Consider the following 23,200-nt stretch of genomic DNA (forward strand, 5'->3'; position numbering starts at 1 on the left):
AGCAATGGCATCCACACATTCATCTGGCTCGGGAGTCACAACCCGAAGCAACATCCAGAAAGCCGCGCTCGCAGTCGGAGTAGTCTTCCTGCTGGTCGGTATCCTTGGCTTCATTCCAGGCATCACCGGCAATTATGATCAGCTCGCCATTGCGGGAGCTGAGTCAGAGGCCCTCCTGCTTGGAATCTTCCAGGTTTCCGTCCTGCACAACATCGTCCACCTCCTGTTCGGGGTAGCTGGTGTGGCGATGGCGAAGTCGGCCACCGGCGCATACAACTTCCTCCTCTGGGGAGGGGTCATCTACGCCGTTCTGTTCATCTACGGGCTCATCGTCCCGCATGATTCAGCAGCCAACTTCGTCCCCGTGAACGCTGCGGACAACATCCTGCACCTGGTCCTCGCCATCGCCATGATTGCTCTGGCGCTTGCGCTGCGGGACAAGCACCGCACGGTTCGGGGCCGGTAACCTTCCGGAGAAAATGAACGACGACGACGGGTCACAGCCCGTCGTCGTCGTTCATTTTTGTCGTGGTTCGTAGGACGAGACTAGGCTTCCACAGCCTTGTCGCCCTTTACCGGCCGGGCATCCTCGCCGGAAACCACCTCGATCTTGCGGGGCTTCGCACGCTCGCTGACCGGGATGGTGACGCTGAGGACACCGCTCTCATACCGCGCGGAGATGGCATCGATGTCGACACCCTGCCCAAGGTTCAGCTGCCGAAGGAAGGATCCGCTCTCGCGTTCACGGGTGAGCCACTTGACTCCTTCCGCATTGCGCAGGGTGCGCTCGGCACGGATGGTGAGCAGCTGGCCGTCCACGTCGATATCGACGGAGCCCGGATCAATGCCGGGGAGGTCAGCGTTCAGGATGTAGTGGTCGCCCTCGCGGTAGAGGTCAATCGGCATCAGGCGCAGTCCCTGGCGGGTATCCAGAAGTGCGCCGGCCACGCGGTCCAGTTCGCGAAATGGGTCGAATTTCATAGCCATGATGGGTCACTCCTTGAGGATATCTAGTCTGCTTAGGGTTGAGTCTTGTACGCTCAACCTGTAGGTAGATTAGCACTCGACCATACGGAGTGCTAACTGATTTTGTTCGCTCATGACGAACATGGACCTACGAAAAAACCCGCCCCGCGGGTGCGGGACGGGCTACGAACAGTGCCTGCGCGGGGCCTCGATCCCCGGGCCTTCCGCGTGTGAAGCGGATGCTCTACCAGACTGAGCTACACAGGCAAATAGTTCCCAGTCAGTTTAGGGCATCGGTGGACTGATCACGCAAACGCTCAAATCGGTGGATATTCGGGCGGACACTAAGTAGCCTGACAAGCCCGGCCTGTCTCGTGACATCCCAACGGGGGACGAGCACTGCTCGAAGCCAGCGAAGGAGTTTGTCATGAATGATCAGGACATATTGGCGCGGATTCAGGCGCTTGTCGATGAGGAGCATGGACTGCGGGATTCCTCCCCCGATGAGAGTGACTCCGCCGGTGACCGGCGGGCCCGCCTGCGGCGGGTTGAGGAGGAACTCGACCAGTGCTGGGATCTGCTCCGCCAAAGGCGGGCGAAGCAGGACGCTGGTGAGAGTCCGCAGGAGGCAGAGGCCCGGCCGATCGACCAGGTGGAGGGGTACCGCCAGTAAGACGTCCCGTCCGTGGTGGGAACCGCGACGAAGAGCGTGTAGAGAGTGAAAGGAACCCCATGGAAAACCTGAAGGCATTCGCACTGATTTGCACGCTCACCCCGTCACCGGCGGACTCAAGCTCCGACCTCATGGCCGGCCGCATCCTGGGCAAGCTGGAGGAGCAGGGAGTAACGACGTCGTCGGCCCGGGTTGTTGACCACAATGTGGCTCCCGGCGTGGAAATCGACATGGGCGAGGGGGACGAATGGCCGCAGCTCCGCCAGCAGATCCTGGACGCGGACATCTTCCTTCTCGCTGCTCCGATCTGGGTGGGACACATGAGCAGCCTCGGGCAGCGCGTTTTCGAGCGGCTGGACGCGGATCTATCTTCCACCGATGATGAGGGCAGGCCCATTATGTACAACAGGGTGGCGCTCACCGCCGTCGTCGGAAATGAGGACGGCGCCCACCACGTCACCGCGGAGATGCATCAGGGCCTGAACGACATTGGCTTCACGGTTCCTGCACAGGGCGGCGTGTACTGGGTGGGAGAGGCGATGCAGACCGTGGATTTCAAGGACCTCGACCAGGTGCCCGACCCGGTTGCCTCCACCATCTCCGCCATGACCGCAAACGCGGTCCACCTAGCGAAGTCGTTGAAATCGGCGCCCTACCCTGCGCCGTAGCATCGGTCGCGAACACTTCAATGGAGATAGGCGAGGCGCTTGACGAATCCCCAGAACGACCCCGACGCCCGACGGCGGGAACTCGGCAACACCCCTGGCCCGGTCGAGGATGAGATCGAGGAGTCGTTTGACCGAACCGTCGACGAAGGCGCCCAGCGCCTGCACCGAACGTTCCCCGATGTCCTCATCACGGGCCTGTTCGGCGGTTTCGAAATCGGCATCGGCGTCATGGCCTACCTGGCGGTACTCCATCAGACGGATAGTCATCTTCTGGCCGGAGTTGCATTCAGCGCCGGTCTGATAGCGCTGCTGCTCGCGAAAAGCGAACTCTTCACGGAGGGTTTTCTCGTCCCGATTGCTGCCGTCACCGCCAAGCAGGCCACCATCGGTCAGCTCGGCAAACTGTGGGGTGGCACATTGCTCGCCAACCTGGCGGGCGGCTGGCTGTTCATGGCGTTGGTGATGACCGCCTTCCCGCAGTGGACCCCGACCGTCATCACTGCAGCCGAACACTACGTCGGTGCCGGGTTCAGCTGGCAAACCGTGTGCCTGGCCGTGCTTGGCGGCAGCACCATCACGCTCATGACGCGGATGCAACACGGAACCGAGGCGATGAGCGGCAAATTGGCCGCCGCCGTCGTCGGAGGCTTCCTGCTGTCAGGATTGCAGCTCTTCCACTCGATCCTCGACTCGCTGCTGATCTTCGGCGCCATTCAGACCGGCGCCGACATCAGCTACCTGGACTGGCTGGGCTGGTTCAGTTACACCGTGGTGTTCAACGTCATCGGCGGCATCCTGCTGGTCACAGCGCTCCGGCTGGTACGCGACCGGAAACTCCTGGAGCAGGAACGGGAAAAAGCGCCCGAAGACCCCAGGGTTGCAGGCCAGGCGTCCTGACTAACGGCCCCGGGCCAGCCAGCCCAGAGTCACACTGCCCATGGCCCGGCGGAAGCCGCTCTCTCCCTGCGTCACCTCCAGCGCCGCCCAGAGCATCAGGCATGCCTTGCTCGCTGCCGAGAGCGCCTGCCGATTCTTTTCCTCAAGCGCCATCATGGATGCCACGCCCAGGAGCGCCCAGCCAACAATGGGAGCGTTGGGTGGGCGAACGATTGTCTGCTGCCCCAGGTCATTCCGGATGAATCCCATCACGCGCCTTTCTTCGATGTTGCTTTCGACGTTTTCTTTGTACCGGCCGCAGTCTTCTTTTCGCGGTTCTTCTCGACGCTGCGGCGGAGCGCTTCCATGAGGTCGAGGACGTTGCCGCCTTCTTCGTCGCCGGTCTCCCCGAACGTCTCCTCGGTATCGAGCGCTTCGCCCTTTTCGAGCTTGGCCTCGATCAGGGTGCGCAGCTGCTCCTGGTAGTCGTCCTTGAAATTCTCGGGATCGAAGTCGGAGGAGAATGACTCGACCAGGGCTGCGGACATTTCCTTCTCCTTGGACGAGATACGTACCTTCTCGTCCAGGGACGGGAAGGTGGCCTCGCGTACCTCGTCCTGCCACAGGAGCGTCTGAATCATCAGTACGTCACCGCGCACGCGCAACGCCGCAAGCCGTGACTTCTGCCGCAGCGAAAACTGTACGATCGCCGTCCGGTCAGTTTCTTCCAGCGTTCGCCGCAGCAGCACGTAGGCCTTGGTCGATTTCGAATCAGGCTCAAGGTAGTAGGCCCGGTCGAACATGATCGGATCGATCTGGTCGCTGGGGACGAACTCGACCACTTCGATCTCGCGGCTCTTTTCCACGGGGAGCGACGCGAGGTCCTCGCTGGTGAGAACGACGGTGCGCTCGCCGTCGTCGTACGCCTTGTCGATGTTCTTGTACTCAACGATTTCCCCGCAGATTTCGCATCGGCGCTGGTAGCGGATTCGGCCGCCGTCCTTGTCATGGACCTGATGGAGACTGATGTCGTGGTCCTCCGTGGCGCTGTAAACCTTCACAGGGACGTTGACCAGCCCAAACGCTACTGCGCCTTTCCAGATCGCTCTCATGTTCCTAGTGAACCAGTGTTGCCCTTGCCGGTCTACGATTGCTTAGGTGAACTCCGAACCGATGGTTACCAAGACGCTTGCCGATGGAGAACCCGCCCTCTGGTTCGAGATGCGCTTCAACGCACCCGCCAGGGTGTTGTGGAAGCACCTCACCGACCCCGAGAAACTCAAGTACTGGTTCCCGTGCCAGTTGGATATCCTGCCGCGGCCGGGTGCCGTGGTCACCTTCAAATTCCCCGGGCAGAAGGCCATGGAGGGCACTGTCCTGGAGGCGGAAAAGCCGCGGTTGCTCGCCTACACCTGGGATGAGGAAGTCCTGCGCTGGGAAATCGAGGACGACGACGGCGGCAGCCTCCTCACGCTCACCAACACCATTCAGGAGGGCCAGGACATCGCCCGGTCGGCAGCAGGCTGGCACCTGACCCTGATGGGCCTCGACGATTTCCTGAATGAACGCTCCCTCGGGCAGGACCCCGCGCTGTGGGACCAGTACGTGGCCCGGTACGAGGAGCAGTTCGGCGACTGACGGGGCGGGTGTGCCCCGCCGCCACTGGCGTAAACGGCGCATCCCTACAAGACTGGGGAAATGGCCATGGGCAGCGCGCAGCAGACGGTTACCGTCGATGGGCACCGCCTGAAGCTGACCAGCCTGGACCGGGTGATGTACCCGGAGACGGGCACCACGAAGGCCGACGTCCTGGCCTACTATGCCGCCGTCGCTGATTGCCTCATCCCGCACGCCCGGAACCGCCCGGTCACCCGCAAACGCTGGGTCAACGGCGTCGGAACCGAGGACAAGCCGGGCGAAGTGTTCTTCCAGAAGAACCTGGACAAGTCGGCGCCGTCATGGATTGAGCGCCACGGCATTGAGCACAGCGACCACACCAACGTGTATCCGATGCTCAACAACCTGGCGACCCTGACGTGGCTCGGCCAGATTTCCGCCCTCGAAATCCACGTCCCGCAGTGGCAGTTCGGACCCAACGGCGAACTTAACAACCCGGACCGGATGGTGCTCGACCTCGACCCCGGCCCGGGCGCCTCGCTTCCTGAATGCGCAGAGGTGGCCCGGTTGGCACGGGAGATCCTCAACGACATGGGCCTGGATTCTCGGCCGGTTACCAGCGGGTCGAAGGGCATCCACCTGTACGCTGCGCTTGACCGTAAGCAGACCTCGGACCAGGTTTCCGCCGTCGCGAAGGAACTGGCACGGGTCCTTGAAGCCGATCATCCGGATTTGGTGGTCAGCGACATGAAGAAGTCGCTGCGCGGTGGGAAGGTGCTGCTGGACTGGAGCCAGAACAACCGCAACAAGACCACGATCACGCCGTACTCTCTGCGTGGGAAAGCGCGCCCGATGGTGGCGGCACCGCGGACCTGGGAGGAACTCGACGATCCTGATCTTGCCCACCTCGACTTCGAGCAGGTTGTTGAGCGCATCCGGGAGTACGGCGACCTGCTGACGGACATGGATCCCGGACAGGCCGACGGCGCTGCTGTTTCCTCAGGCTCACAGCACGACGACGGCGGCCCGGACCGGCTGCACACGTACCGTTCCATGCGGGACGCTTCCAAGACACCGGAGCCCGTCCCGGACATGGTGGGGGAGTCCGGAGGCAACAGCTTCGTCATTCAGGAACACCATGCGCGCCGCCTGCACTACGACTTCCGGCTGGAGCGCGACGGCGTCCTGGTCTCCTGGGCCATCCCGAAAGGCCCGCCGACCTCCACCGGCGAGAACCACCTCGCCGTCCAGACCGAGGACCATCCGCTGGACTACGCGTCCTTCGAAGGCACCATCCCGAAAGGCGAGTACGGGGGCGGTGAGGTCTATATCTGGGACTCCGGCACCTATGAAGCCGAGAAGTGGCGGCCCGGCAAGGAAGTCATCTGCACTCTGCACGGCCGCGAGGACGGCGGGCTGGCCAAGGGCGGCAACCCTGTGCGCAGGTATGCCCTCATCCACACCGGCGGCTCCACCGACTCCGCCGAGAAGAACTGGCTCATCCACCTGATGAAGGAACAGCCCGGTCAGCCGTCACCACCCGCGTTCACACCCCAGCCAGCCGAGGACCTGCCTCAGCTGAAGCCCATGCTGGCGACCACCGGGTCTCCGGGGCTGCTGCGTTCCGAGGACGACTGGGCGTTCGAGATGAAGTGGGACGGCATCCGTGCCCTTGCGACAGTCACCCCGGAGGGAACCCGGCTCCTGAGCCGGAACGGCAATGACCTGACCAACGCCTACCCTGAACTGGCCGACCTCGGCAGCTACGTCAACGGAGAACAGGCAGTGCTCGACGGCGAAATTGTCGCCATCAACAAAGCCGGCAGACCCGATTTCGGCTTGCTTCAGGGGCGCATGAACCTGACCAAGAAGTCGGACATCGATGCGGCCCGGAAGCGGACGCCGGTGCACTTCCTGCTCTTCGACCTGCTGCATCTCGACGGCAACTCGCTGCTGGACCTCGGGTACTCCCAACGCCGCGAAGTTCTCGAACAGGCAGTCGACGCACCCGGGGACGGCCACATCCAGGTTCCGCCCGCCCTCGATGCGACTCTCGACGAAGCCATTGACGCGAGCAAGGAACTGGGCCTTGAAGGGATCATGGCCAAGCGGGTGACCAGCCCCTACTCGCCGGGCCGCCGCTCCGAATCGTGGGTCAAGATCAAGCATTCACTGACCCAGGAGGTCGTCGTCGTCGGCTGGCGGCCGGGCAAGGGCACCCGCGCACACAAGGTCGGTTCACTGCTGGTGGCGATTCCCGACGGCGTGGAGCTGAAGTACATCGGGCGGGTCGGCTCCGGCCTGACCGAGCGGGAACTGGCCGAAATCGGTTCGCGACTGAAAAAGATGGGCCGCAAAACCCCACCGCTCGATGATGTACCAGCGCTTGACGCGTCGGACGCCCGGTGGGTACGCCCGGCGCTGGTCGGGGAGGTCCAGTTCAGCGAACGCACACAGGGCGGGAAGCTGCGCCACCCGGTATGGCGGGGGTGGCGACCGGACAAGAGACCGTCCGACGTCGTCGTCGAAATCTGACTCATCCAGCAATAAAAGGAGGAGCCTGTGCAGATCAGACCGCTTGATGCCTGGTGGAGGTCGGCAAACTACCTGTCCGTCGGCCAGATCTACCTGCGCGACAACCCGCTGCTGCGCCGGCCGCTGCGCCGGGAGGACGTGAAGGAACGCCTGCTCGGACACTGGGGAACCACGCCGGGCCTCAACTTCATCTACGCGCACCTGAACCGGGCGATTCTGGAGCGCCGGCAGGAAATGCTCTTCATCACCGGCCCCGGCCATGGCGGTCCGGCGAACGTAGCCAACGCCTGGCTTGAGGGAACCTATTCGGAAACGTACAGCCATGTGGGGCCGGACGAGGCGGGCATGAAGGAGCTGTTCAGGCAGTTCAGCTATCCGGGCGGCATCCCGTCACACGCCGCACCGGAAACCCCCGGCTCCATCAACGAGGGCGGTGAACTGGGCTACTCGCTCGCTCACGCGTTCGGTGCTGTCTTCGACAACCCCCGGCTCATCGCCGCCTGCGTGATAGGCGACGGCGAAGCCGAGACCGGTCCGCTGGCGGCCAGCTGGCACTCGAACAGCTTCCTGGACGCCAGGCACGACGGCGCGGTGTTGCCGATCCTGCACCTCAACGGCTACAAGATCGCCAACCCGACCGTGCTGTCGAGGATGCCCGAGGCTCAGCTTGAGCATCTCATGCGGGGGTACGGCTATGACCCCCACTTCGTCACCGTTACAGACCCGCACGCCACGGAACAGGCGCACCGGGACTTCGCCGCAACCCTCGATGCCTGCCTTGAGCGGATCGCCGAAGTGCAGGCGGCCGCGCGCGAGGAAACGCACGGCGATCGGGAGTACACGCCTTGGCCGATGATCGTGCTGCGCTCGCCGAAGGGCTGGACGGGCCCCGCGAACGTCGACGGCAAGAAGGTTGAGGGTACCTGGCGTGCCCACCAGGTGCCGCTGTCCGGAGTCCACGACGACGACGCGCACCTCCGCCAGCTCGAGGAATGGATGCGCTCCTACCGCCCGGAGGAGCTGTTCACAAAGGACGGCACGCTCGCCGGGGAGGTTGCCGCTCAGGCACCTCCGGGTGATCTGCGCATGAGCGCGACGCCGTACGCCAACGGGGGCCGGTTCCTGCAGGACCTCAGGCTCCCCGCGTACGCGGACCACGCCGTCGTCGTCGACAAGCCCGGTCAGGAAAAGGTGAGCCCGATGCTCACCGTGGGAGGCTACCTGCGGGAGATCATCCGGCTGAACCCCGAGAATTTCCGGCTGTTCGGCCCGGATGAGACCGCATCCAACCGTCTGCAGGACGTCTACGACGTCACCGACAAGGCATGGCAACACCGGATTGACGACGTCGATGAGCACCTTGCGCGATCCGGTCGCGTCCTCGAATTCCTCAGTGAGCACCTGTGCCAGGGCTGGCTCGAGGGATATCTCCTGACCGGGCGCCACGGGGTGTTCAACTGCTATGAGGCGTTTGTGCACATTGTGGATGCGATGTTCAACCAGCATGCCAAGTGGCTCAAGGTGCATCAGGACCTGCCGTGGCGCCAGCCCATCGCGTCACTGAACTACATGCTGTCCAGCCATGTCTGGCAGCAGGACCACAATGGCTTTTCGCACCAGGACCCGGGATTCATCGACCATGTGGTCAATAAGAAGGCGGGTGTCATCCGGGTCTACCTGCCGCCTGATGCCAATACCATGCTCGCCGTGACCGAGCACTGCCTGCAGACCCGGGACCGTGTGAACGTGATCGTTACGGGCAAGCAGCCCACCATGACCTGGCTGGGGCCGGAGGACGCCCGGCTGCATGTCGAGCGCGGGATCGGCATCTGGGATTTCGCGGGAAGCGAGGATTCAGGCGGTGGGGAGGATCCCGACGTCGTACTGGGTTGTGCGGGAGATGTGCCGACGGTCGAGGCGGTCGCCGCTGCACAGCTGCTGGAGGAAGCGCTGCCCGCGCTCAAGGTGCGTGTGGTGAACGTCGTCGACCTGATGCGGCTTCAGGACGACGCCGAGCATCCGCACGGCTTGCCCGCGCGGGACTTCGACTCCCTTTTCACACGGGAGCGGCCGGTCATCTTCGCCTATCACGGTTACCCCTGGCTGATTCACCGGCTGACGTACCGGCGCACCAACCACGACAACATCCACGTGCGCGGCTACAAGGAGGAGGGGACAACCACCACGCCGTTCGACATGGCGATGATGAACCAGATTGACCGGTACCAACTGGCGATCGACGTGATCGATCGGGTGCCATCGCTTCGGTCCACGCAGGCCCCGCTGCGCCAGAACCTTCAGGACGAGCGTCAGCGGGCGTGGCAGCACACGCGAGACGCAGGCAAGGACATCAGCGTCGTGACTGATTGGCAGCTCGGATCGGATCGCGGGACACCGCAATGATGAATAGGATGCTCAATGACCTTCGATAACGCAGCGCCCCAAGAGGCAGCGGCTTCCGATATCATCGTTCGACATGCCCCCGATCTACACCGGTACGAGCTAGTTGATGGTGATCGCATCGCGGGCTTCACGAAGTACCGCACTCGGCTTCGCCAGAACCAGAGGGTATTCATCCACACTGAAGTGCACGATGAATATGCGGGCCGTGGTTTGGGGGCGGTTCTCGCCCGCTTTGCGCTGGACGACGTTGCCGCTCAGGGCCACCGGATCGTCGCGGTATGCCCGTTCATAGCGGCATACATACGGCGCCACCCGGCGTATAACGACTACGTCGATGCCCCGGAGAACGCACACCAGGAATAGCGCAAACCAACGCTGCCGCGTCCCGTTGGCCGGTGTCTCACCCCAGGGTTTGACGGGCGTGCTTGTCCAACCTCCGCGGGTCGATCAGCAGGTCGCCGTCCCAATCACCCTTGCTCGCTGCCGCCACGTAGGTAGCCCGCAGAAATTCGAGGAGCACGGCGTCCGGGTCCCCGGCAGTACGCACGGCCTCATACGGCAGCAGGAACTGCCTGAACTCCGCGCTGTAGTGTGCGCCCTCGACGTCAATCACCGCATCGCGGTATCCTTCCGGTTCCGGGTAAGCATAGGAATAAAAGGCGCCCTCCTCGCCTCCACCGGGCCAGAACCCGCAACTGGAGAGTTCGTGTGAATAGCCCTCCTCCATGACCCAGTCGGCACAGTTCGGTGCACCTCCGGGATGAGTGGGGGCGGTACGTCCCGAGAAGCGCGTACAGGCCAGATCCATGGCTCCCCAGAAGAAGTGGACCGGACTCGCCTTGCCGAGGAACTCCGAGCGGAAACGCGTGATGACACGGTCGGCCTGGATCAGCTGCCGCCAGAATGCATTGACGGCGACTGCGTCATAGGACGCGTGCTGATGGTCTTCCGCGAACGGGACGGCAGGGTCCACCTCGGTCGGCACCGGGCGGATGGGAGCATCGATCCCGAGTTCGGCCAGCGCATCCATCGTCCGGGCGTGGAATTCGGCCACGGACTGCGGCTCAAGGGCCACGCTGCCCTCTTCACCGGAGCTGCAACGCACAAGTAGACGGTGGTTCACGACGTCGAACTCCATGTCAAAGACCCCGTGACCGTAGGGGATCGAGGACGTACTTAAGCCGCGCGGCGTGACATAGAACGGTATCTGCCACCAGTGGTTGATCAAAGGCGCGTGTGCCATCCGGACCTTGCCCACTACCTGGAACCACATGTGCAGAGTCGCTTGTGTGTCCTGCCAGTCATCAACGCGCAACTCGGGCCACATGCCCGTCGTCCCGCCCATGGTCTCCCGCTCGTTCACGGTGCCTCCGCCAGCGTCGTGGCCCCTAAATTCATTGAAGGATACACAGTCCGAAGACCACGCGGGTACGAACAAGTGTTATGAGTATCGACCAGGTAACCCAGAGCGCTTCAGCGGAGTCCACTACTCTTGCCGCCGCCCGTCGTGCCGTTGCCGACGCGCTCTTCGACGTTGAGCAGGCCTGGCGGAACCCGAGGCCCGACGCCGTGGTGGCCGCCGCTCGACGGCATCTCGCTGCCGTCGAAAGCTGGGCTGACGCCCGGCGCGAAGGCGCCTGAAAAACAGGAGACGACGACGGTGCACGAAGTTCACTTTCCCCATCGTGTAGCGTCTGTACGGGCGAGTAACCGTCGTCACTAATCAGTCTCATGCATGGGGGAAATTGTGGACATTGGTCTGTTAATCACGCTTGGGGTGATTGCCGGCGTCATTGTTGTTCTTGCTCTGATCGCCGTCATCGTCGCTCGTATGGCTCTGCGGATTGCGAGCCCGTCGGAAGCGCTCATCATCACCGGCAAGGGCGCCCAGGAAAGCCAGCGGGTGGTTTTCGGGCGAACCTTCATCAACCCGTTCACACAACGGGCGTTCTCGATCTCGCTGGCCTCCCGGCAGGTCACCCTCCAGATTGAGGGCATTTCCAAGAACGGCATCAAGCTCCACCTGACCGGCGTGGCACAGATCAAGGTCGGCGGCGACGAAGAAGCCGTCCGCCGGGCGGCCCAGCGCTTCCTCAACCAGCAGGAGCAAATCGACCACTACACGCAGGAAACGCTGTCCGGTTCACTGCGCTCGATCGTGGGCACGCTCTCCGTTGACTCCATCATCAAGGACCGTGCCTCTTTCGCGAAGAGCGTGAAGGAAGAGGCCGAGCACTCGATGCACAACCAGGGCCTGGTCATCGACACCTTCCAGATCCAGTCCGTGAATGACGATTCCAGTTACCTGACGAATCTCGGTCGCCCCGAGGCCGCCCTGGCTGAAAAGCTGGCAAAAATCGCGGAGGCAAACGCCGCGCAGGAAGCCGCCGAAGCCGCTGCGATCGCCGACGAGCAGGTAGCGCTCGCTGAACAGCGTCTTGCTATCCGGCGCGCAGAGCTGAAGGAAGTCGCCGACGCACGCCAGGCGCAGGCGGACGCTGCAGGTCCCCTTGCCGCTGCCGAGCAGAAGGAGGCGATCCTGCTCAAGGAACAGCAGGTGACCTCCCGTCAGGCGGAGCTGCGAGAGCGGGAACTCGACATCGAGATCCGCAAGCCCGCCGACGCCGAAAAGTACCGGGTGGAGCAGGAAGCTGCCGGTAAACTCGAGCAGCGCAAACGTCAGTCGGAGGCCGATCAGGTGGAAGCCGAAGTCCTGTTGACCAAGCGCCGGCTGACCGCAGAGGGCGACAAGGTCGCCGCCGAAGCAGAGGCAGCCGCCAGCACCGCCCGGGGTAATGCTGCCGCGGCAGTCGCCCGCGCCAACGGTGCAGCCGAGGCGGAGGTGATCCAGGTCCGCGGTATTGCAGAGGCCGACGTCGTCCGTCAGAAGGGCATCGCCGAAGCGCAGGGCATTGAAGCGCAGGCCCGCGCCTACGAGCAGTTCAACGACGCCGCCGTCCTCAACAAGGTCATGGAGATGCTGCCGCTGGTGGCACGCGAGATCGCCGCACCGATGTCCTCGATCGATAACATGACGGTCATCTCCACAGACGGCGCCAGTCAGCTCGGCAAGAACGTCACGGGCGGTCTCCAGCAGACCTTCAAGTTGTTGAAGGACACCACCGGTCTCGACGCTGTCGAGATGCTGCGCAACTGGGGCGGTAACGGCACGAAGCCAACGCCTCCGGCGTCGGCCGAGACCCATCCCTAGACCGTCTCGCGGTATCCTCGGTGCAGACGGTTTTCGGTTAACGCTCCTTCACTCAATGTACTGAGGTGCTGCGGGAAGTCGTCAGACACTGAGGAGGGTCAATGAAGATCGTCGTTCTCATGAAAGAGGTGCCGGACACCTACGGGGAACGCAAGCTGCATCTCGAGACTGGACTCGCTGAGCGGGGTGCCAGCGAGACTGTGCTCGACGAGATTGGTGAGCGCGCACTCGAGCTGGCGCTGTCGAAGGCAGGCGCAATCGACAACTCGGAGATCACCGTCGTTTCCATGGCCCCTGAAACAGCAACAGCAACGCTGCGCAAAGCTCTGGCCATGGGTGCGGACAAGTTGGTTCACATCGCCGACGAGAGACTCGTGGGCGCTGACCTGAGTCTCACTGCCGAAGTGCTTGCAGCGGCGATTCGCCGTACCGGGTTCGATCTTGTGATCGCTGGAAATCTGTCCACTGACGGCTACGGCGGGGTGCTTCCAGCAATGCTCGCCGAGTTGCTGGGCGTTCCGCACGCCAGCACCCTGGCGACGGTGGAACTATCGGCCGATGGCGTCCGCGGAACACGTGAGACCGACGGCGGAATCATGACAGTCTCGGCCCCTCTACCGGCGGTCATCTCGATCACCGAGCGATTTCCCACCGGGCGGTTCCCCAACTTCAAGGGCATCATGGCGGCGAAGAAGAAACCGGTGGAGACTCTGACGGCCGCTGACCTCGGAATCGATCCGGAAGCACTGGACACGCCCCGGTCCATCATGCTCGCAGTCTCCGAACGGCCCGCCCGATCAGCCGGAACCAAGATCGTCGACGAGGGCGACGGCGGGGAGAAGCTCGCCGAGTTCCTGATTCAGAACCGACTGGCCTAAGGAACAATCATGACCACATTCCCTGACGACTCAATCCTCGTCCTCCTTGAAACGACGCCATCAGGAGAGCTGACGAGGAGCGCACCCGGGCTGCTCGGTGCCGCCGCTCAGGTCGGCACGCCGGTTGCGCTTCTTGTGGCCGGTTCCGGCAAGGGAGCTGAGGCGGCGCAGGCTGCGGGCTCCCTCGGGGCACAGTACGTGCTGGTGGCAGATCCTGAAGCAGCGTCCTCCCTGCTGGCAGTGCCCACTGTGGATGCACTAGCCGCCGCCGCGGACCTCGTTCGGCCGGACGCCATCCTGATCTCCAATTCCATCGACGGCCGTGACGTAGCCGGACGGTTCGCCGCCCGCACGCGTTCCGCACTTGCCGTGGACGCCGTAGGGGTAGTGCGTGATGAAGAGGGCATCATTGCCCGCCACTCTGTTTACGGCGGCGCCTACAACGTCGACAGCGCGCCCACCTTCGGTGCGCCGGTGATCACCATCCGCGAAGGTGCAGTCGATGCCCGCGCGGAGGCTGCAAGCCCCGCAATCGAGTCGCTTGACGCTCCGCCGTCCGGGGCCGCCGCGGCGTCCATCGAGTCGTTTGAGGAGCAGATAATGACGTCCACCCGCCCTGAACTGCGCGGCGCGGCCAGAGTTGTGGCGGGCGGTCGCGGGCTTACTTCGAAGGAACAGTTTGCGCTCGTTGAGCAGCTGGCCGATGTCCTGGGTGCGGCCGTCGGTGCTTCCCGTGCTGCCGTCGACGCCGGGTACGTGCCAAACAGCTACCAGATCGGGCAAACCGGCGTCTCGGTCTCCCCCGAACTGTACGTGGGCCTCGGTATCTCGGGCGCCATCCAGCACCGGGCCGGCATGCAGACGGCAAAGACCATCGTCGCCATCAACAAGGACCCGGACGCGCCGATCTTCGAAATCGCCGACTTCGGTGTCGTCGGAGACGTCTTTGAAGTCGTGCCGCAGCTGATCAAGTCGCTCTCGGCGCGGAAGGAGTAGGGCATGGCGACGCACGGTCGCACGATGCGCCGGGGATTGCCCCGGCAGAGCGGCGGGGAACCGTGGCCTCCTGCTGACGCCATGCCCGCCGAACTGCACGACGGCGTTAGCCGGGAACCCGCTGCCGGTCCGGCCGCTGGAACCGGCAACGGCGCCGGGGCGGACACAATCACCGCGGATTCCAGCTCCACCGCGCCGTCCTCCCACCCTTCACCGGATGAAACCCCGGCTGCGGCATACGTGACAGAAGGAACGATGGCGGCACCTCCTGAGGAGGTCACGGCGTCAGGGGCGCAGACGGTGACCCGTGCATTTCGCCGAGGTCTTCCCCGGATTCCCGGAGGCGAGCCGTGGCCCCCCGCCGGTCATCTGCCTGCGACCCCTCCGCCGGCTTCGGCAGCGGACGCCGTTCCCGAGGCCGGGAGTGCACCTGCTCCTGCTGCCGGGTCCGTTGAACGCCCGGAGGTACCCGCCGCCGCAGCAGCCACGACTGAACCGACGCCAGCATCCGACCCCGCCAGCGCTGCCCCTGCTGCAGCAAGGGTGGGGGCGGGCTCGACGCGACTGCTGCGTCGCGGACTGCCCCGCGTCCCGGGTGGCGAAGCCTGGCCGGCCGAGACGGCTGTCGTCGTCGAACCGGTGACGACACCCGCAGGTTCCGCTGCTGCGGCAAGCACCCCGACGGCCCCCAGCGAGAGCACCGCTTCAACTGAAACTGCGCCTGCTGAACCTGCCCGTGCAGCATCTCAAGCGCAGCCAACCTCGAAGCCGCCGGTTCGCGATGACCGGACAAAAGTCGCGCGGCCACGCTCCGCACCGAGCCGGACAACCAAGCTGCTTCTCGGAGCAGGAGGACTCCTGGTGGTCGCGCTGGCCGCTGTGTTCTTCACCCGGTGGTTCGTCACCCTCGGCTTCATGCAGGACTTCCTGGCGACGTACCCGGGCGAAACGCCCTTGCCTGTCGGCACCGAGCCCGGCTTCCCAGCGTGGGTGCAGTGGCAGCACTTCTTCAACTTCTTCCTGATTGTCCTCATCATCCGATCCGGCCTGCATGTCCGCAGGGAGACACGGCCGCCGGGATACTGGACGCCGAAGTGGTCCAAGGGTGGCGATGGAAAGATCAGCATCAATCTCTGGTTCCATCAGGCGCTCGACGTTCTGTGGCTCCTCAATGGCCTGATATTCGTGGTGCTGTTGTTCGTTACCGGCCACTGGGTACGGTTGGTGCCCACGACCTGGGAGGTCTTCCCCAACGCACTATCGGCGTTGATCCAGTACCTTTCGCTGGATTGGCCCACCGAGAACGGCTGGGTGAATTACAACAGCCTCCAGATGCTCGCGTACTTCGTCATCATCTTCATTGCATCGCCGCTGGCAGCGATCACCGGCGTGCGCATGTCGGGAATCTGGCCGAAGGACGCCAAGGCTCTCAACCGGCTCTACCCGGTCGAGTGGGCAAGGGCAATCCACTTTCCGGTGATGCTCTTTTTCGTGGCCTTCATCATCGCCCACGTGGCGCTGGTGTTCGCCACAGGTGCACTGCGCAACCTCAACCACATGTATGGCGGACAGGACGCCGTTAACTGGGTCGGTTTCTGGATCTTCTTCGTGTCATTGTTGCTGGTGATCGGCGCCTGGATCGCAGCCCGACCGGTTGTGCTGGCGCCGATCGCGGGACTGTTCGGACGAGTCAGCTCGCGCTGAGGCGGAAGGCTAGCCCCGCGATCGGAACGTCTTGATCTGGCGGAACCTCCGCAGCAGACTGTCGCGGCGCGAAGCCCCGGATTCCGACGACGGATCCGCCGTGAGCTCGATGTGCCGTTCGCCGTAGTTCCAGAGCAGGACGTCGTCGAGCAGGCGGTCGGGGCCTGGCGAATAGCGGTGATCGAGCGCGCGCCGAACCGAGGTGATGGTGTCAGCCTGCAGCAGGGAGGCGAGGGCCGTCGTCGTTGTCAGTCCGTGGGCGGACAGGAGCTCGGCGGCCCAGCGCCAGTCGTCGTCGGACTTGCGGTCCACGTGCGGCAGCAGCGTCTGCCACACCTCACGAATGCGGTCGGGTGTGAGCTCCACGCCTCCCTCGCCCTCGGGATCCCAGAACCCCGTAACCTTCTGGTACCGCGAATGCAGGTCAGCGAAGGTTGATTCGACGCTCTCCAGCATGGCTGCCGTGGCAGTGAACTGCCGGTCGAAGTAGGGGCTCCACGCCTTCGGGTTGAATGACTTGAACCGGATGTCGTGCTCAATCTCCGACCAGGCGTGGGCCAGCACGGTGCGGATCTGCGTCTCGAACAGGTAGCTGCCGGAATCGGAACCAAGCATCTGCTGGTAGGCGCGAACGGCGTCGTTCTGGATGGTCCGCAGGATCAGATGGCGACTGGAGTAACCGTAGGTGCCCGACTCAATGGAGCCGATGTCCTTTTCACGGTCACCGCGGCAGTCGAACTCGTGCCGCTGCCGCTTGATGAGATTGGCGGCGATGTCCACCTCGTGGGGAAGTGTGGTGATGACGCGGACGCCGACGAGGTCCGTCAGGTTGCGCAGCGGGTCGGGGAAGACGAGGCTGGGCGGGCCATCGCCGTCCGCCAGCATCCGCGAAGCCTTGTCCCGGAACGACTCGACGGTCTTGGTGCGCGCCGTGACGAACACCGGCCGGAGGTCCGTGCCGGTGAAGATGCCCTCGATCCTCTCCCGCGCATCCGCCGTAACGGCCTCGAGCGCAGGCCGGACACGCTCATACTCCCGAACGCTCTCCTCGACGGCCGGCCGCAGCCGCTCGTCCAACTCATCCCATGCACTCACCAACCCATCTAAACACCCGCCGCGGACACCGGCTACGCTGGCGAGGATGACCGGCCTCCCGCGACGCGCAGTCCTCCGCGCGGCACTGCTCGGCGCGGCCGCCGTCGCGGGTTGCGATTCCAGCCGTTCAGCAGGTCCAGGAGACGACAGCAAGGAAACCATGGCACCCCAGCGCTACACGTATGGCACTGATCCCAGCCAGTTCGCCGAGGTCTACCTGCCGGTCGGGCAGGCACGGGACGGCGTCGTCGTCATTATTCACGGCGGGTTCTGGCGCAGCCGGTACACCCTGGACCTCGGCGCGCCGCTCGCCGAAGACCTCAGCTCGCGCGGCTTCGCCTGCTGGAACCTTGAGTACCGGCGCGTGGGTAACGGCGGGGGCTGGCCGCAGACCTTCGAGGATGTCGCTGCCGGCATCGACCTGCTCGCCGTCGCGGCACAGGAGCACGGCCTCAACACCAGTACGACGACGGCGCTCGGCCACTCCGCGGGGGGCCACCTTGCGGTGTGGGCGGCCGGGCGGTCGTCGCTGCCGGGCGACGCACCGGGAGGCGGCGTACCGGCGGTGCCGGTCACCGGCGTCGTTAGTCAGTCCGGGGTGCTAAACCTGCAGCGGGCACATGAGGAGCAGCTGGGCAACGGAGCCGTAAGTGATTTTCTTGGTGAGCCGGGCGGAGAGAAGTACCGTCTTGCCGACCCGATGACAGTCTTGCCGCTTCCGGTGCCGGTGCTTGCCCTTCACGGCGAGGAGGACACCACTGTTCCGCTCAGCCAGTCACAGACGTACGTTGATGCCGCGCGCGCGTTGGGCGCGCGGGCTGAGCTCGAGCAGATACCCGGAGACCATTTCGCGATGATCACCCCGGGCACGGATGCGTGGGGGCGCGTTACGGCCGCCGTTGAGCGTCTCACGTAGCCGTGTTAATGGGGAATTCAGGGAAGTGTGAAATCCTTCACCAATGAGCGAGCGATCCCGCTTCCATCGGGTTGCCCACCGCACCGGCCTCGAAGTTGTTGGCTGGACCCTTGTCGTGCTCGGAATCGCCGCTTTGGTCCTGCCCGGACCGGGCCTGCTGATGCTGGTCGGCGGCCTTGCGGTCCTGTCGCAGCAGTACGTGTGGGCCGAGCGGAAGCTGCACCCGGTCAAGAAACAGGCCTACAAAGCGGCTAGGATCGGCGTGAAAACCTGGCCCCGGATAGCCGTCAGTGCGCTGGGAGCCCTGGCGTTCATGACCCTTGGGATTATCTGGATGCTTCAGCCGCCGATCCCCGACTGGTGGCCGTTCAACGGGGACCTGTGGCTGTTCGGCGGGTGGGGCACAGGCCTGAGCCTCGTGCTGTCCGCCATCATTGCGCTGACGCTTCTCGGGTACAGCATTCACCGCTTCCGGTAACACTTCAACGCCTCCCACCTGTGGAGCAAAATGTTAGGTTGAGACGGTGCTCACAGTAATCGGCGAAGCCCTTATCGACGAAGTCATCAGCGACACCGCCCCACCGCGTGCCCACGTCGGTGGGAGCCCCCTGAACGTGGCCGTGGGGTTGTCCCGGCTCGGGCACCCGACCCAGTTCCTCGGCCGGTTCGGGGATGACGAGTTCGGCCGTCGAATCCGCCAGCACCTCGCCGATAATTCCGTCCTTGCACCGCTGCCGCCGGACGCCCATCCAACCAGCGTTGCATCAGCGAGGCTCGATCCCGTTGGAGGAGCCAATTACACCTTCAAACTAACGTGGGAACTGCCGGACCTGGCCGCCCGTGATGAGCTGTTCAACGGAACCACCCTCGTACACACGGGGTCCATCGCCGCCATGCTGGCTCCGGGCGCGCACGATGTCCTGACCGCAATCCAGCACGCACGGCCCTTCGCAACGGTCACCTATGATCCGAACTGCCGGCCGACCATCATCAAGGACGCAACCTACGCCAGGGAGCAGGCTGAGAAGTTCGTCGCCCTCGCGGACGTGGTCAAGGCCTCGGATGAGGATCTCGAATGGCTGTATCCGGGACAGGACCACCGCGAATCGGCGCGCCGGTGGCTGAGGCTTGGCCCCGCCGTCGTCGTCGTCACGCGCGGTTCCAAAGGTCCGTGGGCAGTTGTTGACCGCGGGGAGTGCGAGGTTTCGGCGCCGTCGACATCCGTGGTGGACACGGTAGGCGCCGGTGACTCCTTCATGGCGGCGTTGCTCAGCGCTGTCGTGGACCGGGAGCTGGATGGCGCACAGCGTCGGAATGAGTTGCGCGAGCTGTCCGTTGAGCAGGTGCGTAGCATCCTGGCCTTCGCCGCGGCGGCTGCGGCAGTAACGGTGTCACGGGCGGGTGCCAACCCGCCCACCAGAGATGAACTGAGAGCACAAGGAGTGTACGCATGACCCGTGATCCTTACGCAGACCTTCCCGATGTTCCGTCATTCGGGCTTACGAGCAGCGACATGGCCGACAACCAGCCCCTGGACATCAAGCACGCATCGGGACACATGGGCGCGGGCGGTCAGGACATCTCACCTCAACTGAGTTGGAGCGGATTTCCTGAGGAGACCAAGAGCTTCGCCGTCACGGTCTACGATCCGGATGCGCCGACTGCCAGCGGGTTCTGGCACTGGGCCGTGTTCAACCTTCCTGTCAGCACCACGTCGCTGCCTTCCGGGGCCGGCACCGAAGACGGCGGCACACTGCCTGAAGGCGCTATCCAGTTGAGGAACGACGGCGGCTTCCGCGGTTTCGCGGGTGCGGCGCCTCCTCCCGGGCACGGACCGCACCACTATCACGCGGTGGTTCACGCGGTCGACGTTGAACAGCTTGATGTGCCCGCCGAGGCTTCGAATGCCTACCTCGGGTTCAATCTTTTCTCCCACACCCTCGGACGCGCGCGTATCGTGGGCACCTACGAGCAGTAGGTTCGCCAAGGGTCGGGAGGGCACGTCATGTTGATTCTGTTTGGATTCAAGACCGCTGTGAAGGAACTTTTCCGCCGGCAGGCTGTCTGCCCGAACTGCGGCCAAAACGCGTCCCAGCGCGTTGATGAGCGCGCGTCGAAGTTCACCGTGTTCTTTATCCCGATCTTCACCACGAGCCGCCGTTACTCGCGGACCTGCGCGTACTGCGGGATTACCTCAGAGGTCTCCAGGAGCGAGAAGAACGCCCTGGCCTAACCCGGTGCGCGCTGTTCGGTGGGGCTTGGGTAGGCTTGATACCTACCCAAGCAAGGAGTTTTCGCATGCGTTTGGTCGCCAGCGACATGGACGGCACCATCATCGGGCACGACGGCCGGATTTCTGACCGGACGGTGCATGCGTTCGAGGCATGCCTGGCTGCCGGCATCGAGGTGGTGTTCGTGACCGGACGTCCGCCGCGCTGGCTCAAGCCCCTACGGGACCTCGGCTTCAAGGGAACCGTCATCTGCTCCAACGGCGCGTTGACCTACGACCTCGGCCGCGAGGAAGTCGTCGCGTCGCACCTGCTTGACGATCAGAGCATTTTCGAGGCACAGGACATCATCCGGAACCTCTATCCGGCAGTACGGTTCGCCGCCGAAACGGTGGAGAACTTCCTGATCGAGCCGGGTTTCGCGGACCCAGGGTCCGTTGAGCTTCTCGGCGCGGCTGAGCCGCGGCCTCTTCGCGAGTCCCTCAACGGCTGCGGAGTGATCAAATTCCTTGCCCGTGAACGGGACATCACTCCGGATGAGTTCCTGCACGGGGTGGCGCCGGCCGTTGAACACCTCGTCGCAACAACGCACTCGGCGCCGAGCGTGCCCCTTCTGGAGATGAGCGTGCCGGGGATCAACAAGTCCGTTACGCTCGCCAAATATGCGGCTGAACTGGGCATCGACCAGGCGGACGTCATCGCTTTCGGCGATATGCCCAACGACATCCAGATGCTCGGGTGGGCCGGTCACGGCTACGCCATGTCTTCCGGCCACCCCGATGCGCTCGCCGCGGCGAATCTTCGTGCACCCGCGTTCGATGACGACGGCGTAGCGCAGGTCCTTGAGGAACGGCTCGCCGCGCTGAAGTCGGCCTGAACCTCCGTGGGCAAGCCGTACCTTGAGAACGCGGGCCCCATTGCCCTCTCGCACCGCGGCTTCTCACTGGACGGCCGTGAGAACACTCTGTCCGCCATGGAGGCGGCTCTGGAGTTGGGTTTTCGCTATATGGAGATAGACGTGCGAACCACCCGCGACGGCGTGGTCATGGTTTTCCACGACGAACGCCTTGAGCGCGTCACGGACGGCAACGGTCGCCTCGGAGACCACTCCTTGGCGGAACTGGGCTCCGTACGGGTCCGCGGAAGTGAGCGGATTCCCACCCTTGCAGAGGTGCTCGAGCGGTGGCCCCAGGCGCGGTTGAACGTGGATATCAAGGACGATGCGTCCGTGCAGCCGTTTGTCGATGTGATCGAGAAGGCGGGCGCCCATGACCGGGTGCTGGTCGCCTCGTTTTCCGACCGCCGTCGTCTGAGGGTGCTGAAGCGGCTAAGCAGGCCGACGGCGTCGTCCGCTGGTATGGCCGTGAATGCGGTGCTGAAGGTGCTGCCCGTGCCTGGTCTCATCCGTAGGGTTGCGCGGGTAGCCTGTGTCGATTGCCTGCAGGTTCCACGGCACTACCGCGGTCTCCCGGTGGTGACCAGCGGCTTCATCAGGCGATGCAACACCGCGGGAATCCCGGTTCACGTCTGGACGATCAACGAGCGGCCTGTGATGGAAAGCCTGTTGGAGCAGGGTGTGGGTGGTCTGGTTTCTGACCGTGCAGACACACTGGCTGAGGTAATGCGTGCGCGAGGACACTGGCCCGCTGATTGTTAGTGCACTAACGTTCCCGGTTATGCTTGCGGTGGGTATCGCTGACTACTGCGAGGAGTTCGAAGATGGCGGACAAGAAACCATTGTCACACCGGTTCATGAGTGTCACGGGGAAACTGCGGATGTTCTTCGGACCCGCGGACCAAGGCGGACTGGAGGGACCGATCAAGTACGCCGACGGTGCCGCCCACCAACAGCGCCAGCAGGAACTGAAGCAGTGGGATGTTGTCCGGAACGCTGATGGCTCCACGTATCTGGTTAAGCGCGACGGAGGGCAGGAGTGACGCTCACTTCTCGGGATTTCTCGCAGGGGCTTTCTCACGAGGCTTCTGAGGAAGTTTCCGAGGGGGAGGACCTGCTCCTTGAACGGCAGTTGTGCTTCGCCCTGTCGGTCGCCTCCCGGAGCGTTATCGGCGCCTACCGACCGGTGTTGGAGGAGCTCCACCTCACCCATCCGCAGTATCTCGTGATGCTTGCCCTGTGGGAGAACAGTCCCCGGACTGTCCGCGAGCTCAGCGATACGCTCGCCATGGAACCGGCTACTCTGTCGCCGATGCTCAAGCGACTCGAAGCCAACGGTCTGGTCACCCGTGAACGGGTGGTCGGAAATGAGCGTGCCCTCGCCGTCGGCCTCACTGCTGAGGGAGGCGCGCTGCGCAAACGCGCGATCTCCGTGCCGGGCACCATGTTGGCGAAGCTGGGTCTTTCCCGCAAGCAGGCGGAGGAGCTCAACCTGATGATGCGTGAAGTGATTGCCGCTGCGCAGCGCGCCTGAAGGTG

Annotated in this window: 27 protein-coding genes and 1 tRNA gene; 22 read left to right on the forward strand and 6 right to left on the reverse strand. The window is 64.0% G+C overall.

Going from position 1 to position 23,200, the window contains the following annotated elements; translation table 11 throughout:
• The first annotated feature begins 4 nt into the window (after positions 1-4).
• A complete protein-coding gene (locus AC5RTB_RS10245) occupies positions 5-466 on the forward strand; it encodes a DUF4383 domain-containing protein (RefSeq protein ID WP_494060965.1) in 462 nt (153 codons plus the stop codon).
• An 80-nt stretch (positions 467-546) separates the two neighbouring features.
• Here the strand turns inward: AC5RTB_RS10245 and AC5RTB_RS10250 are convergent, their stop codons facing one another.
• Complete coding sequence (locus AC5RTB_RS10250; RefSeq protein WP_494060966.1) at positions 547-987, reverse strand: Hsp20/alpha crystallin family protein; 441 nt, start codon at positions 985-987, stop codon at positions 547-549.
• 172 nt (positions 988-1,159) lie between these two features.
• A tRNA-Val gene (locus tag AC5RTB_RS10255) sits at positions 1,160-1,233 on the reverse strand.
• A 160-nt stretch (positions 1,234-1,393) separates the two neighbouring features.
• Between AC5RTB_RS10255 and AC5RTB_RS10260 the strand changes: the two genes are divergently transcribed.
• From AC5RTB_RS10260 to AC5RTB_RS10270, 3 genes are read left to right on the forward strand one after another with little or no spacing between them, the layout of a single operon-like run.
• Complete coding sequence (locus AC5RTB_RS10260; protein WP_494060967.1) at positions 1,394-1,639, forward strand: DUF2630 family protein; 246 nt, start codon at positions 1,394-1,396, stop codon at positions 1,637-1,639.
• A 59-nt stretch (positions 1,640-1,698) separates the two neighbouring features.
• Complete coding sequence (locus AC5RTB_RS10265) at positions 1,699-2,307, forward strand: flavodoxin family protein (protein WP_494060968.1); 609 nt, start codon at positions 1,699-1,701, stop codon at positions 2,305-2,307.
• A gap of 39 nt (positions 2,308-2,346) precedes the next feature.
• Entirely contained in the window at positions 2,347-3,204 is an 858-nt protein-coding gene (locus AC5RTB_RS10270) for a formate/nitrite transporter family protein (RefSeq protein ID WP_494060969.1), read from the forward strand.
• Here the strand turns inward: AC5RTB_RS10270 and AC5RTB_RS10275 are convergent, their stop codons facing one another.
• Positions 3,205-3,456, reverse strand: a complete 252-nt coding sequence (locus AC5RTB_RS10275) for a hypothetical protein (protein WP_494060970.1) — start codon at positions 3,454-3,456, stop codon at positions 3,205-3,207. It lies immediately after the preceding gene.
• Entirely contained in the window at positions 3,453-4,295 is an 843-nt protein-coding gene (gene ku / locus AC5RTB_RS10280; protein ID WP_494060971.1) for a non-homologous end joining protein Ku, read from the reverse strand. The genes AC5RTB_RS10275 and ku overlap by 4 nt, the downstream gene beginning before the upstream one ends.
• Positions 4,296-4,341: 46 nt before the next feature.
• On the opposite strand from ku, the gene AC5RTB_RS10285 reads away from it, so the two are divergent.
• The 4 genes from AC5RTB_RS10285 to AC5RTB_RS10300 all read left to right on the forward strand — a co-directional run bounded on the left by AC5RTB_RS10285 (position 4,342) and on the right by AC5RTB_RS10300 (position 10,101).
• Entirely contained in the window at positions 4,342-4,821 is a 480-nt protein-coding gene (locus AC5RTB_RS10285) for an SRPBCC family protein (RefSeq protein ID WP_494060972.1), read from the forward strand.
• 66 nt (positions 4,822-4,887) lie between these two features.
• Entirely contained in the window at positions 4,888-7,335 is a 2,448-nt protein-coding gene (locus tag AC5RTB_RS10290) for an ATP-dependent DNA ligase (RefSeq protein ID WP_494061179.1), read from the forward strand.
• Positions 7,336-7,362: 27 nt separating this feature from the next.
• Positions 7,363-9,738: a phosphoketolase family protein gene (locus AC5RTB_RS10295; RefSeq protein ID WP_494060973.1), complete on the forward strand. Its 2,376-nt coding sequence runs from the start codon at positions 7,363-7,365 to the stop codon at positions 9,736-9,738.
• 15 nt (positions 9,739-9,753) lie between these two features.
• The gene (locus AC5RTB_RS10300; protein ID WP_494060974.1) at positions 9,754-10,101 is read left to right on the forward strand and encodes a GNAT family N-acetyltransferase; all 348 of its coding nucleotides are present in this window, start codon (positions 9,754-9,756) and stop codon (positions 10,099-10,101) included.
• 37 nt (positions 10,102-10,138) lie between these two features.
• On the opposite strand, the gene AC5RTB_RS10305 is transcribed toward AC5RTB_RS10300, so the two are convergent.
• Positions 10,139-11,101, reverse strand: a complete 963-nt coding sequence (locus tag AC5RTB_RS10305) for a DUF5996 family protein (protein ID WP_494060975.1) — start codon at positions 11,099-11,101, stop codon at positions 10,139-10,141.
• An 80-nt stretch (positions 11,102-11,181) separates the two neighbouring features.
• Between AC5RTB_RS10305 and AC5RTB_RS10310 the strand changes: the two genes are divergently transcribed.
• From AC5RTB_RS10310 to AC5RTB_RS10330, 5 genes are all read left to right on the forward strand, one after another.
• A complete protein-coding gene (locus AC5RTB_RS10310) occupies positions 11,182-11,379 on the forward strand; it encodes a hypothetical protein (RefSeq protein ID WP_494060976.1) in 198 nt (65 codons plus the stop codon).
• Between the two features lie 94 nt (positions 11,380-11,473).
• Entirely contained in the window at positions 11,474-12,949 is a 1,476-nt protein-coding gene (locus AC5RTB_RS10315) for a flotillin family protein (RefSeq protein ID WP_494060977.1), read from the forward strand.
• A 101-nt stretch (positions 12,950-13,050) separates the two neighbouring features.
• The gene (locus tag AC5RTB_RS10320; RefSeq protein WP_494060978.1) at positions 13,051-13,827 is read left to right on the forward strand and encodes an electron transfer flavoprotein subunit beta/FixA family protein; all 777 of its coding nucleotides are present in this window, start codon (positions 13,051-13,053) and stop codon (positions 13,825-13,827) included.
• Between the two features lie 9 nt (positions 13,828-13,836).
• On the forward strand, positions 13,837-14,823 hold the full coding sequence (locus AC5RTB_RS10325; RefSeq protein ID WP_494060979.1) for an electron transfer flavoprotein subunit alpha/FixB family protein: 987 nt from the start codon (positions 13,837-13,839) through the stop codon (positions 14,821-14,823).
• Between the two features lie 3 nt (positions 14,824-14,826).
• Complete coding sequence (locus AC5RTB_RS10330; protein ID WP_494060980.1) at positions 14,827-16,527, forward strand: cytochrome b/b6 domain-containing protein; 1,701 nt, start codon at positions 14,827-14,829, stop codon at positions 16,525-16,527.
• Positions 16,528-16,536: 9 nt separating this feature from the next.
• On the opposite strand, the gene AC5RTB_RS10335 is transcribed toward AC5RTB_RS10330, so the two are convergent.
• Positions 16,537-17,625, reverse strand: coding sequence for a GTP pyrophosphokinase (locus tag AC5RTB_RS10335; protein ID WP_494060981.1), 1,089 nt, complete (start codon positions 17,623-17,625; stop codon positions 16,537-16,539).
• Between the two features lie 43 nt (positions 17,626-17,668).
• On the opposite strand from AC5RTB_RS10335, the gene AC5RTB_RS10340 reads away from it, so the two are divergent.
• The 9 genes from AC5RTB_RS10340 to AC5RTB_RS10380 all read left to right on the forward strand — a co-directional run bounded on the left by AC5RTB_RS10340 (position 17,669) and on the right by AC5RTB_RS10380 (position 23,195).
• Positions 17,669-18,538, forward strand: a complete 870-nt coding sequence (locus AC5RTB_RS10340) for an alpha/beta hydrolase (protein ID WP_494060982.1) — start codon at positions 17,669-17,671, stop codon at positions 18,536-18,538.
• 43 nt (positions 18,539-18,581) lie between these two features.
• Complete coding sequence (locus AC5RTB_RS10345; RefSeq protein ID WP_494060983.1) at positions 18,582-19,016, forward strand: PGPGW domain-containing protein; 435 nt, start codon at positions 18,582-18,584, stop codon at positions 19,014-19,016.
• Between the two features lie 46 nt (positions 19,017-19,062).
• A complete protein-coding gene (locus tag AC5RTB_RS10350; RefSeq protein WP_494060984.1) occupies positions 19,063-19,992 on the forward strand; it encodes a carbohydrate kinase family protein in 930 nt (309 codons plus the stop codon).
• A complete protein-coding gene (locus AC5RTB_RS10355; protein WP_494060985.1) occupies positions 19,989-20,516 on the forward strand; it encodes a YbhB/YbcL family Raf kinase inhibitor-like protein in 528 nt (175 codons plus the stop codon). The genes AC5RTB_RS10350 and AC5RTB_RS10355 overlap by 4 nt, the downstream gene beginning before the upstream one ends.
• 27 nt (positions 20,517-20,543) lie before the next feature.
• The gene (locus tag AC5RTB_RS10360; protein ID WP_494060986.1) at positions 20,544-20,771 is read left to right on the forward strand and encodes a zinc-ribbon domain-containing protein; all 228 of its coding nucleotides are present in this window, start codon (positions 20,544-20,546) and stop codon (positions 20,769-20,771) included.
• A 65-nt stretch (positions 20,772-20,836) separates the two neighbouring features.
• A complete protein-coding gene (locus AC5RTB_RS10365; protein WP_494060987.1) occupies positions 20,837-21,643 on the forward strand; it encodes an HAD family hydrolase in 807 nt (268 codons plus the stop codon).
• Between the two features lie 6 nt (positions 21,644-21,649).
• Complete coding sequence (locus tag AC5RTB_RS10370; RefSeq protein WP_494060988.1) at positions 21,650-22,423, forward strand: glycerophosphodiester phosphodiesterase family protein; 774 nt, start codon at positions 21,650-21,652, stop codon at positions 22,421-22,423.
• Positions 22,424-22,485: 62 nt separating this feature from the next.
• Positions 22,486-22,704 (forward strand): hypothetical protein, encoded by a 219-nt coding sequence (locus tag AC5RTB_RS10375; protein ID WP_494060989.1) that lies wholly within the window; start codon positions 22,486-22,488, stop codon positions 22,702-22,704.
• 71 nt (positions 22,705-22,775) lie between these two features.
• The gene (locus AC5RTB_RS10380; RefSeq protein WP_494061180.1) at positions 22,776-23,195 is read left to right on the forward strand and encodes a MarR family winged helix-turn-helix transcriptional regulator; all 420 of its coding nucleotides are present in this window, start codon (positions 22,776-22,778) and stop codon (positions 23,193-23,195) included.
• Positions 23,196-23,200 lie beyond the last annotated feature (5 nt).

It is taken from the genome of Arthrobacter sp. M71 S08 (assembly GCF_059089725.1).

Bases quoted from the DNA above. Each gene is read 5' to 3' on its own strand.
- AC5RTB_RS10300 (WP_494060974.1), top strand. From the start codon at position 9,754: ATGACCTTCGATAACGCAGCGCCCCAAGAGGCAGCGGCTTCCGATATC.
- AC5RTB_RS10250 (WP_494060966.1), bottom strand. From the start codon at position 987: ATGGCTATGAAATTCGACCCATTTCGCGAACTGGACCGCGTGGCCGGC.
- AC5RTB_RS10330 (WP_494060980.1), top strand. From the start codon at position 14,827: ATGGCGACGCACGGTCGCACGATGCGCCGGGGATTGCCCCGGCAGAGC.
- ku (WP_494060971.1), bottom strand. From the start codon at position 4,295: ATGAGAGCGATCTGGAAAGGCGCAGTAGCGTTTGGGCTGGTCAACGTC.
- AC5RTB_RS10310 (WP_494060976.1), top strand. From the start codon at position 11,182: ATGAGTATCGACCAGGTAACCCAGAGCGCTTCAGCGGAGTCCACTACT.
- AC5RTB_RS10355 (WP_494060985.1), top strand. From the start codon at position 19,989: ATGACCCGTGATCCTTACGCAGACCTTCCCGATGTTCCGTCATTCGGG.
- AC5RTB_RS10325 (WP_494060979.1), top strand. From the start codon at position 13,837: ATGACCACATTCCCTGACGACTCAATCCTCGTCCTCCTTGAAACGACG.
- AC5RTB_RS10265 (WP_494060968.1), top strand. From the start codon at position 1,699: ATGGAAAACCTGAAGGCATTCGCACTGATTTGCACGCTCACCCCGTCA.
- AC5RTB_RS10375 (WP_494060989.1), top strand. From the start codon at position 22,486: ATGGCGGACAAGAAACCATTGTCACACCGGTTCATGAGTGTCACGGGG.
- AC5RTB_RS10260 (WP_494060967.1), top strand. From the start codon at position 1,394: ATGAATGATCAGGACATATTGGCGCGGATTCAGGCGCTTGTCGATGAG.
- AC5RTB_RS10245 (WP_494060965.1), top strand. From the start codon at position 5: ATGGCATCCACACATTCATCTGGCTCGGGAGTCACAACCCGAAGCAAC.
- AC5RTB_RS10315 (WP_494060977.1), top strand. From the start codon at position 11,474: ATGGGGGAAATTGTGGACATTGGTCTGTTAATCACGCTTGGGGTGATT.
- AC5RTB_RS10360 (WP_494060986.1), top strand. From the start codon at position 20,544: ATGTTGATTCTGTTTGGATTCAAGACCGCTGTGAAGGAACTTTTCCGC.
- AC5RTB_RS10290 (WP_494061179.1), top strand. From the start codon at position 4,888: ATGGGCAGCGCGCAGCAGACGGTTACCGTCGATGGGCACCGCCTGAAG.
- AC5RTB_RS10345 (WP_494060983.1), top strand. From the start codon at position 18,582: ATGAGCGAGCGATCCCGCTTCCATCGGGTTGCCCACCGCACCGGCCTC.
- AC5RTB_RS10320 (WP_494060978.1), top strand. From the start codon at position 13,051: ATGAAGATCGTCGTTCTCATGAAAGAGGTGCCGGACACCTACGGGGAA.
- AC5RTB_RS10340 (WP_494060982.1), top strand. From the start codon at position 17,669: ATGACCGGCCTCCCGCGACGCGCAGTCCTCCGCGCGGCACTGCTCGGC.
- AC5RTB_RS10365 (WP_494060987.1), top strand. From the start codon at position 20,837: ATGCGTTTGGTCGCCAGCGACATGGACGGCACCATCATCGGGCACGAC.